Genomic DNA, 9875 nt, shown 5'->3' with positions numbered 1-9875 from the left:
CGCAGCACGGTGGGCGGGGCCATCTCCTTGTAAAGGATGCCATACACGGCTCTGGTCAGCGGGGCCTCCACCTGGAGTTTTTGCGCCATCTCATAGATGGCGGCGGTGGTTTTTACGCCTTCGGCCACCATGCCAAGGCTTTGCGTGATGTGGTCGAGTTTTTCTCCCCGGCCAAGCCGCAGGCCTACCTGGCGGTTCCGTGAAAGGTCGTCTGTACAGGTCAGGGTAAGGTCACCCAGCCCGGAAAGTCCCATAAAGGTATGCGCTTGCGCGCCGCGCGCCGCGCCAAGACGGCTCATTTCCGCCAGGCCGCGTGTGACGAGCGCCGCGCGGCTGTTGGCTCCAAGGCCCAGGCCGTCGCATGTGCCTGCCGCAATGGCCATGACATTTTTGAGCGCGCCGCCCATTTCCACTCCCACCACATCCGTGCTGGAATAGCAGCGAAAGGCGGGGCCGGAAAAGACGCCGCGCAGGTGGCGGCCCAGGGCTTCATCATACGAAGCCAGCACAACGGCGGTGGGCAGGTCGCGCAGCACGTCCGCGGCAAAGGACGGGCCGGACAAGACCGCATAGCGCGGATTGAGGCTGTTCAGTTCCTGGGCCGTTATTTCGGCACAGGTTGCCAGAGAGCCTGTTTCTATGCCTTTGGCGGCATTGACAAGGGTCACACCTGGCTGAAAATGGCGGGCGTGGCCGGCAAGCCAGGGACGCAACTGCTGGCAGGGAACCGCGAGCACCACCAGGGGCCGGGCCAGCACTGCGGGGTCGGTTGTGGCCGAAAGGCGGGGATCAAGCGGCAGGCCAGGCAGGTAGCGCGGATTTTCGTGCTTCTGGTTGATGGCGCGGGCCACTGCATCGTCGCGCAGCCATATGCTGACATCGTGCCCGCCACGGGCCAGCAGATGCCCGAGGGCCGTACCCCAACTGCCGCCTCCGGCTACACAGACGGATATTTTATCAGCCATGCTTTTCCTGTACTTGTCTTTATAAAGCAGTTCAACGTAAAATGCCTGAGTGCTGCCCAGAAAAGAATCCGGCTTCAGGCAGCGTCCGGCGATGCAGCAGTCAAAAAAATGTGGCTCACAAGCCCTAAAAGCCCAGAGCAGACTCCGGCCCGGGAACAGCGGGCAGCGGCGCGGCATTGCGCGCCGTGCGCGATCCGGCCGGACGCTTCGGGACTCCATCGCCAAAGCAGACCAGAAACATGCCGCTGAAAAGCTGACCCCGATAAATTTCTACGCGGAATATCCGGGCCTGTCTGTCTACCGAAAAACGCGGCATGAAGTCTTTGCGGCGCAGTTCCACGCCCGCTTCGTCGGGTTGCCCGTTGTCAAAGCCGATGGCGTTGACCCTGTAGCCTTCAAGAGGGTGCACCAGCAGGCTGTCCTTTGCATAAATGATCTGCCCGAAGGGGACCAGAGTGTCCTGCCCGTCCACGCGCACCGGAGCCGCGCCAAGGCTGTCGTCCACCTCACGCCATTCGGGGCGGATGAGGGTGATCATGCGGTTGCCGTAGTGTACGCAGAACTGGCCTTCATTGCCTTTGGCGCAGGGCAGCACGGCCATGATATGCTTGGTCGGTACGGCGCGGGCCGGGGCGCTTCTGGGCAGGGGCAAATAGTTTATGGCGGGCCGGACGTCTTCCAGAGGCAGAAAAACCCGGTTGTCGGCAAATGATACGGCCAGATCGTCCTGAAGCGCCTGGCGTACGCCTTGGGGCGTAAGGGCAAACGAGCGGCTGAAGTCCACGCCTGCCTGCCGCAAAAAGGACTCTACCATCAGCAGGTGGTAATAGGCGCGCAGTTCTACAGAAAATTCCTTGCTGGCTTCAAGGCCGAAGGCCGCCTTGCCTTGCCGCACGGCATAGTAGGAAAGGCTTTTTTCCATTTCGCGGTCGCCCGCAGCCGTATTGGTATTGCGCACATGCAGGCGGTGGTCCGGGGCCAGAAGCCCCGCATTGGCGGCGGCCACGGCTTCGTCAGCCATCGCGCCCAGAGAGCTCATGAATGCGCCGGGCAGGCTGGTCTGGTCAATAATAACCGACTGCCCCCATCGGGCGGGATTGCGCAGCCTGCTTTCGTACTTGTGGCGGTAATAGCCGCTGCCGTCATGCAGGTTCAGCACCAGGGCCACATCGGGATGATCAATGAGATCTTTTATGCGCCGAACAGTGACATACTCCGGATCGCTGTGGTCAAGGCGGGCGAATTTGCGGTTCATGTCGCCGTGCAGCCCGCGCGACCGTTTGATAATACTAGGGAAATTGAGATTGGGTACTACCCATACACTGCCGTTTTCCACGGTATAGTGGGTGGTCAGCAGGCTTGCGGCCGAAAAACCGCCCGGCTCATCGCCCTGTATGCCGCCCACAATTAACACCGTGCGCGGCCCGCTTCCCAGGTGCACCACGGTGAAGTCCAGAGGAAATGCATCCTGCGCCCGCGCGGTGGCCGTCAGACTGAGCAGGGCGCAACACACAAGCAGACTGTAAATACACTGCTGTACCGTGGGCAGGCCCCTGTACTTCTTGTGTGCTTGTGAGAAAGGATTGTATACTTGCATGGCGGTACTGTTTGGGCGCATGGTTGTCCGGCGGTGCTGCCTGTAGGTTATGGCCGCTGTGCTGCCGCGCGGTTGATGCATGCCCTGGTGCGGTTTCCGCCATTGCGGCCCGACCTGTTCCGCGCGAATGGCGGAATGCTGCTGTCTGCTGCGGACCCTGCCAGGAGCTGCCCTGTTCTTTGCGGCTTTTCTGCCCTCGCGGCCTGTGGCGAACCGGCCGGGATTTTCTCGCGGCGGTGCGGGCATAACGGGCTTTACATGTACGCCATGCGGGCGTGAACGGCAAGGTGATGGGGCTTGAGGCGGGCTGAAATTGTATCTGTTCAGGCGCGCGGCCCGCGCTGGTCGTTTCTACTGAAAAAACCGGCGCAGAGCCGCCGCGCATTGCCGAAAGGCTCGGGAGAGGCCTATTCCGGGTCAAAACCTATATTGCTGATGGCCGTGCGCAGGGCGTCCATGTCTACAGGACCGTCCTCTTCGTAGCGCAAAACTTTTTCGTCCAGGTCCACCAGCGGATTTTTTATGCCGGCAACCTTGCCCGCCGCCTCTTCCACAGCGGACTTGCAATGCCCGCAACGCATACCATTGACTTTCAGGCTTTTCATCATATCCTCCTTGGGGAAACAGTTTTCAATTTCAATGTAGTGCAAGTTTACGCGCGGTCATGGCAAATGACAAGCCACGGCAAAATAACCCTGGGCCGGACAGCGGCGGTGCTCTGTGCAACGTCGCGTCATTCGGAACAGAAAGGGCTGGAGGATGAATATGAGCGAGGCCATTGCTGGTAAGGACGCCGCCGAAGGGGCATGCCCCCTGCAATTTGATATCGGCGGCATGCACTGCGCCGCCTGCTCTTCGCGCATCGAGCGCGTGGTGGGCCGTATGGAAGGCGTGGAAAAAATCAGCGTCAATCTTGCTACCGCCAAGGCAGAAGTGTGGGCCAGCCCCGGCCGTGAAGACGAGGTGCAGCGCGAAATTATGGGGCGGGTCGCCACGCTTGGCTTCAGCGCCACCCCCGCCAGCGATGATGACGCCTCGGTCGAATTTGCCGAAGGCAGAGCCAGGGCTCTCAAGGATTCGCGCGACCGTTTGCGCCGTCTTGTACCCATGGCCTGCTTTGCCGTGCCACTGCTTGTTGTATCCATGGGGCATATGGTGGGCCTTGATCTGCCCGGCTGGCTTGATCCGCATGCTTCGCCGCGCACCTTTATGCTGGTGCAGCTTTTTCTCAGCCTGCCCATAGTCTGGCTTGGACGTCACTTTTATGTGGACGGCATCCGCGCGTTGCTGCGCAAGGCCCCGGCCATGGACAGCCTTGTGGCCGTGGGTACGGGCGCGGCGTTTGCTTACAGCCTGGTCAATACGGTGCTGGGTCTCATGGGGCTGGATCCGGTGGAACGGGCCATGAATCTTTATTATGAATCCGGGGCCGTACTGCTGACCATGATAGAATTGGGGCAGTTTCTTGAAGCCACGGCAAAGCGCAAGGCCGGCGACGCCATGGGCGCGCTCATGAGCCTTACCCCTGAAACGGCCTTGCAGCTTGACCCTGCGGATGAGGCCCAGCCGCCGCGCGAAGTTCCCCTGTCCGCCGTCAGGGCTGGCGATCACCTGCTGTTGCGTCCCGGCGGCCGCGTGCCTGTGGATGGCGAAGTGCTCACCGGCAAGAGCGCCGTGGACCTTTCACTGCTCACGGGCGAGTCCATTCCCGTGGCGGTGGGGCCGGGAGACAAGCTGGTGGCGGGCAGCGTCAACGGTGAAGGCTCGCTTACCCTGCGGGCCGATGCGGTGGGCCGCAACACGCGTCTTGCGCGCATTATCCGCATGGTGCGCGAGGCTCAGGGCAGCAAGGCGCCCATTGCCCGCCTTGCGGACCGGGTGAGTTATTATTTTGTTCCCGCTGTCATGATTTATGCGGTGCTGGCGGCGCTGGCCTGGCTGGTGTTCAGTTCCGAACCGGTCACCACGCCGCTGACCGTTTTTGTGGCTGTGCTGGTCATGGCCTGCCCGTGCGCCATGGGCCTTGCCACGCCCATGTCCATCATGGTGGGGACCGGGCGCGGCGCGCAGCTTGGCGTGCTCATCAAGAACGGCTCCGCTCTGGAGCAGGCCGGGCATATCGATGTGCTTGCCGTGGACAAGACCGGAACCCTGACCACGGGCAAGCCCGTGCTCACCGGGGTAACCCTGCTGGAAGGAGCAGGAGACTTTGACGAAAACGGCCTTCTGAGCCTGGCCGCCGCCCTTGAGGCACGTTCCGAGCATCCGCTGGCCCAGGCCCTTATCAAGGCCGGGCATGACCGCAGCCTGCCCGCCCGCCGGGTAGAGGATGTGGTGGTGACGCCCGGTATGGGCATTGCGGGACGGGTATTTGCCGATGAGCAGGATTGCCGGGTGGCCGTGGGCAACCGCGCCTTTATGAAAGAGTGCGGCCTTGAGGTTTCGCAGGATATTGCGGACCGGCTGGCCGTGCTGGCCGAGGCCGGGCAGACGCCCCTGCTGCTGGCTCTGGACCGCGGCGGAGAAAACCACCTGGCGGGCATATTGGCGCTGGCCGACGGCATACGCCCGGAATCGCCTTCAGTGGTGGCGCGCCTGCGGGAAATGGGCGTACGCGTTGTCATGCTTACGGGCGACAATGAGCGCACGGCTCGTGCTGTGGCCGCGCAGGTAGGCGTGGATGAAGTGGCCGCCGGTCTGCTGCCCGCCGAAAAGGCCGACTATGTGCGCCGTTTGCAGGATGAGGGGCATGTGGTGGGCATGGTGGGCGACGGCATCAACGACGCCCCGGCGTTGGCTCTGGCAAATGTGGGCATGGCTGTGGGAACAGGTGTGGACGTGAGCGCGGAGGCCGGAGATATCGTGCTGATGCGCGGCGGCATGGAGGCCGTGCTGACAGCACTGGCGCTTTCGCGCGCCACCATGCGCAATATCCGGCAGAACCTCTTCTGGGCGTTTGGCTACAACGTGCTGGGCCTGCCCGTGGCGGCCGGTCTGTTGCACGCTTTTGGCGGTCCCATGCTCTCGCCCATGATAGCGGGTACGGCCATGGCCCTGTCGTCGGTGTCAGTGGTGACAAACGCCCTGAGGCTGCGTTTTTTCAAGATAGAACATTTTAACTTTGAAAAAGTTTAAATGTGCTAACGTTGCACGAGAGTACAGCGCGTCGGAACACGGCGTGCTTTCTGCCGGGGATTGCATTTTTCGGCAGGATGACAACTTTGGTATATAAAGCATTTCAAAGGTAATCGGCTCTGGAAGACTGGGACAACGCCGCAGCTTCTGTTGTTATGAAGCGCGGCTGCGGCATTGCCGGATACATCGTGGTCTTGGCCGCTCCTGCCGTAACCGGCCGGAGCGGCATTTTTTATTTTTTATAAAATCCGAAGCGAAATTCAGAAACTTCGGAACTACTGGGTCATGAAGGCATGCATGGTCACCAGGGTTTCCATAACAGTGGTGCTGAAGTGGCTGAGGGCGCGGCCCGTGTCCGCCCCGGCCCTGATGGCCATTTCAAGCTCCAGCGCGGCGGCGGCCAGCGCCTTGGCCCCCAGGTTGGCTGCTGCTCCCTTGGTGCTGTGTACCAGTCGCCTGGCTTCATCGGCATTGCCGTTCTTGAGAGCCACAGCCACCCTGTCAGGAGTGTCGCGTTCCGTTTCAATAAATTTGCCCAGCAGCTTGACGTAAAGGTCACGCTTGTTGAGCACACGGCTCATGGCATCCTTCCAGTCCAGTAATTCCTCGGTCATGGTTTCCTTCTTGGCGCGGGTTGATAACAGACGGCAGATGCCGTCAGGGCCACAGCGCGGGGCAATGGTCCCTTGAGACTTCAGACAAGCGGAATTGGTGTGGGCAAATACTGCCAGTTAGGCTTGCGCATGACAATAATTTTATTGGTATAAAGTGCCGATTGTTGCAAAGGCGCGCACAGCACGCATATGGGCAGACGGCCGCCGCGGGTCGCTTCAGGCCCGGCGGGGGGAGAGAACGGGTAAAGCCGCTTGCCGTTTTTTCCGGCTGTACTGACCGGAGCAAAAACAGCCGCTGTGTGTGCGAAAATAAAAAAGCCACAGAGATGGTACGCAGGAATATACCTGCATTTAACGAAACAGCGCCGCACGCGTGGAATTGCTTGCCGTGCTGGAGAGGCTGCACATCTTTCAATGTGCACTTTTATAGTATGGTGATGTTGATAGCGTGCATTGTCAAACAGCAATGCGCGCCAGTTGCGGTAGCTGGTCGCGCAAATACATTGCGCCCGGGCCTCTGCAACGGGTGCTTGCGCACACCGTCCCAGAGTATTTTCAAGATGAAAGTGTTCTAATAGACGAGGGCTTCGGGCAGTACGCAGAATGCAGCCGGACAGCCCGGTTCCAGGCGGCCTGCGCCGCCGGGGAGCAGGTTGAGGGCAGCAGCGCCGTTGACAGTCATGAGGCGCACCAATGCTTCGGGGGGAACGTCAAGGTTGTCGCGCAGCCATACTGCTTCTTGCCGAACGTCCAGGTCGCGGTTGCTGGTCAGACCGTCTGTGCCAAGGCAGAGCAGGCAGCCGCTTTCAAGCAGGTCGCGTACCGGCGGCACGCCAAGGCCGAGATTGCGGTTGGAGCGCGGGCAAAGGCACAGGGCCGTGCCACTGGCGGCCAGCACCTCCACCTCCTGGGCGTCAAGCTGTGTGCCGTGTACGGCAAGGGCGCCTGTGCCGAGAAGCCCCAGTTTGACGGCGTAGGCCAGGGGGCGCAGGCCGGGGGCCTGCCAGTCTTCGGGCAGAACCGCCTTTTCGTAGAAATGGCGCAAGGGACCGTCACCCGTGACCAGCATCTGCGTTTCATCGGGCGATTCCGCCAGGTGAAAGCTGAAAATACGGCCCATGCGGGCGCAGTCCTGTCTGGCGGCGGTCAGGATGTCAGGCCCGGTGGAGTAGAGGGCGTGACCGCCGGGGGCGCAGCGGGCCGCCAGAAAGGGGTCGTCCTCCAGAACCTGGCGGCAGCGGGGCGGCCAGGGGCGGATGCCGTCAGCAAAGGGTGCGCCAAAACCGAACCATTCGCAAAAATGGCTTGCGGTAATGCCCGTTTCCCGGCAGGCCACGTCAGCCAGAAGCGTGCCGCCAGGCAGCGAGCCGGTAATATTGCCCGCGTACAGGGTCCCGGTTCCGGCCATATGAGCGCAGGCATTTTCCACGGCCTGCGCATCGGGAGCTTCGGGCAGCAGGGGAACGAGGCTTTGCAGCCATGCAGTGAAACCTTTGCCCCAGACAGTGCGCCCGGCAAGATGTGAGAGTTCAAGATGCGTGTGCGCGTTGACGCAGGCCGGGGCCAGGCACACAGCGCCCACATCGCGCACGACAGCTCCGGCGGGAGCCGCGGCGGCAGACCAGGGGCGAACCTCTTCCACCAGTCCGCCACGCACGATAAGCACGGCATTGTCGATCTTTTTCAGGGGCGCAAACAGCCTCGCCCCCCTGGACGGGCCTTCACCCGCAAGGGTCACGATGCTTCTGGCCCTGATAGCCAGCGCAGGCTCAGCGGACTGGTTCGCCTGGCCGCTGGCGCTCCCGTTTTGGGGCTGCGCGAAGGCTGCCTGTGAACCTGTAGGGAAATCTGAAGGCCCCTTCGGGTGCATGTGTGTTCCTACCGCCCGCGCCGGGCAAACTGCCCACCGGAGACATAGAAGGTGTTTTCAACGATAAAGAGGGCATTGGGGTCAATGCTGTACACCAGGTTTTCCAGCCGCTTGAGGGCGATATTGGTGGTGACGGTGAGCAGGATTTCGCGGTCAGAGCCGGAGTAGGCCCCCTTGCCGCGCAGCATGGTCGCCCCGAAGCGTTCCGTTACCAGAATGGCCTCGCTGATTTCCTCGCCGTGATCGGAGATGACCATGACCAGCTTGCGCCTGTTGAACATGCCCAGCACGTACTCAAGAGCGCTGGACGAGATGAACATCATGATCATTGACGCCACGATAAGGTCCAGCGGCAGGCGGTACGCGCCAAGCAGAAAAAGCAGGACGTTGAAAATGACGTTGAACTGGCCGATGGAAAAATTCCAGCGGTCTTTGAGTACCACGGCGATAACGTCAGTGCCGCCACCGCTGCCCAGGGTGCGCAGCATCATGCCGCAGGCCGTGCCGTGCAGCACGCCGCCTACAACCGCAGCGTAAAGGTCGTTCTGTACCGGGATGGTAAAATCGATAAAAAAGCCGAAAACCGTGGTGCACAGGGTTCCGTACGCGGTATAGAGCAGAAAGCGCTTTCCCACAAAAAACCAGCCGAAAATATACACCGGTGCGCACAGCAGCGCGTACCAGACAAGGGGGGTGAGCGTGCCTGTCCAGTAGTTGGTCAGCAGGGCCACGCCCATGATGCCCCCGGCGAGAAAGTCGTGGGGCGCGGCCACGCTTTGCACGCAGATGGTCATGAGCAGACCGCCGAGGGTCAGCCAGAGCAGATTCCACCAAACAGATTCGGCCAGCTTGTGATTGTAGGTATAAAGCTTCATACCCCTTATCCTGACAGCAATTTATGGTTACAGCAATCCCCAGGCCATCTTGACAGCCACAAGGATCAGAAAACAGGCAAAGCCGCGCTTGAGCTTGTCGGCGGGCAGGGCGTGCGACAGTTTTACACCCAGGGGCGCGGTAAGAAAGCTGGCCGAAGCAATGCCGAGGAGCGCCCACAGATTGACAAAGCCCAACGTCATGGCAGGCAGGTCAGGACGCCCCCAGCCGCCTATAATGTAGCCAAGCGTACCCGCCACGGCGATGGGAAAGCCGATGGCGGCCGAAGTACCCACGGCATGGTGCAGGGGAACATTGCAGGTGGACATGAAAGGCACGGAGAGCGTGCCGCCGCCGATGCCCACAAAGCTTGAAAGAAGCCCTATGCCCAGACCAACGCCTGATGTACCCGCAAAGCCCGGCATGTTACGCGTGGCAGGGGGGCGGTAGCCGGAAAGCATCTGCGCCGCCACCACAAACAGAAAACAGATGAAGATGATCTTGAGCGCCAGGGTGGGCATGTGTGTGGCGATAAGCCCGCCTGCAAACGTACCCAGAAGAATGCCGGGGGTAATGTTGCGGAAGATGTCCCAGTGTACGGCCCCGCGTTTGTTATGGGCGCGGGCGCTGGAAATGGATGTGATCATGATGGAGGCAAGCGACGTGCCGAGCGCCATCTGCTGCACATATTCCGCCGGTACGCCCACGGTGGGGAAAATAGCCACCATCATGGGGACCAGCACAATGCCGCCCCCTACGCCCAGCAGCCCGGCCAGCACACCAGCCACCGCGCCACAGGCAAGATAGATCACAAGCGTTGC

8 protein-coding genes are annotated in these 9875 nt (G+C 61.2%); 1 reads left to right on the top strand and 7 read right to left on the bottom strand.

Translation table 11 applies throughout. The features are described from left to right. The 3 genes from QZ377_RS08795 to QZ377_RS08785 form a co-directional block, all read right to left on the bottom strand. Window positions 1–965 (bottom strand): NAD(P)H-dependent glycerol-3-phosphate dehydrogenase (locus QZ377_RS08795; protein WP_291440785.1); only part of this gene is annotated, 965 nt, incomplete at its 3' end. 124 nt (window positions 966–1089) lie between these two features. Further along, entirely contained in the window at window positions 1090–2562 is a 1473-nt protein-coding gene (locus tag QZ377_RS08790; RefSeq protein WP_291440784.1) for a M14 family metallopeptidase, read from the bottom strand. A gap of 407 nt (window positions 2563–2969) precedes the next feature. Further along, complete coding sequence (locus QZ377_RS08785) at window positions 2970–3167, bottom strand: heavy-metal-associated domain-containing protein (RefSeq protein WP_291440783.1); 198 nt, start codon at window positions 3165–3167, stop codon at window positions 2970–2972. 160 nt (window positions 3168–3327) lie between these two features. Here QZ377_RS08785 and QZ377_RS08780 point away from each other — a divergent pair, with 160 nt between their 5' ends. Then, a complete protein-coding gene (locus QZ377_RS08780) occupies window positions 3328–5697 on the top strand; it encodes a heavy metal translocating P-type ATPase (protein ID WP_291440782.1) in 2370 nt (789 codons plus the stop codon). A gap of 275 nt (window positions 5698–5972) precedes the next feature. On the opposite strand, the gene QZ377_RS08775 is transcribed toward QZ377_RS08780, so the two are convergent. The 4 genes from QZ377_RS08775 to QZ377_RS08760 all read right to left on the bottom strand — a co-directional run. Beyond that, the gene (locus QZ377_RS08775; protein WP_291440781.1) at window positions 5973–6311 is read right to left on the bottom strand and encodes an Hpt domain-containing protein; all 339 of its coding nucleotides are present in this window, start codon (window positions 6309–6311) and stop codon (window positions 5973–5975) included. A 571-nt stretch (window positions 6312–6882) separates the two neighbouring features. Continuing rightward, window positions 6883–8181: an amidohydrolase family protein gene (locus tag QZ377_RS08770; RefSeq protein WP_291440780.1), complete on the bottom strand. Its 1299-nt coding sequence runs from the start codon at window positions 8179–8181 to the stop codon at window positions 6883–6885. 8 nt (window positions 8182–8189) lie between these two features. Then, window positions 8190–9056 carry a YitT family protein gene (locus tag QZ377_RS08765; protein WP_291440779.1) on the bottom strand — a complete coding sequence of 289 codons (867 nt, stop codon included), beginning with the start codon at window positions 9054–9056 and terminating at the stop codon, window positions 8190–8192. Window positions 9057–9083: 27 nt separating this feature from the next. Next, window positions 9084–9875: sulfite exporter TauE/SafE family protein (locus QZ377_RS08760; RefSeq protein ID WP_291440778.1), on the bottom strand; the 792-nt coding region annotated here is incomplete at its 5' end.

The sequence above is a fragment of the Desulfovibrio sp. genome (genome assembly GCF_019424165.1).
GTDB lineage: Bacteria > Desulfobacterota > Desulfovibrionia > Desulfovibrionales > Desulfovibrionaceae > Desulfovibrio.
This window is presented reverse-complemented; position numbering and strand designations above follow the sequence as displayed.

Bases quoted from the DNA above. Each gene is read 5' to 3' on its own strand.
- QZ377_RS08765 (WP_291440779.1), bottom strand. From the start codon at position 9,056: ATGAAGCTTTATACCTACAATCACAAGCTGGCCGAATCTGTTTGGTGG.
- QZ377_RS08790 (WP_291440784.1), bottom strand. From the start codon at position 2,562: ATGCAAGTATACAATCCTTTCTCACAAGCACACAAGAAGTACAGGGGC.
- QZ377_RS08770 (WP_291440780.1), bottom strand. From the start codon at position 8,181: ATGCACCCGAAGGGGCCTTCAGATTTCCCTACAGGTTCACAGGCAGCC.
- QZ377_RS08775 (WP_291440781.1), bottom strand. From the start codon at position 6,311: ATGACCGAGGAATTACTGGACTGGAAGGATGCCATGAGCCGTGTGCTC.
- QZ377_RS08785 (WP_291440783.1), bottom strand. From the start codon at position 3,167: ATGAAAAGCCTGAAAGTCAATGGTATGCGTTGCGGGCATTGCAAGTCC.
- QZ377_RS08780 (WP_291440782.1), top strand. From the start codon at position 3,328: ATGAGCGAGGCCATTGCTGGTAAGGACGCCGCCGAAGGGGCATGCCCC.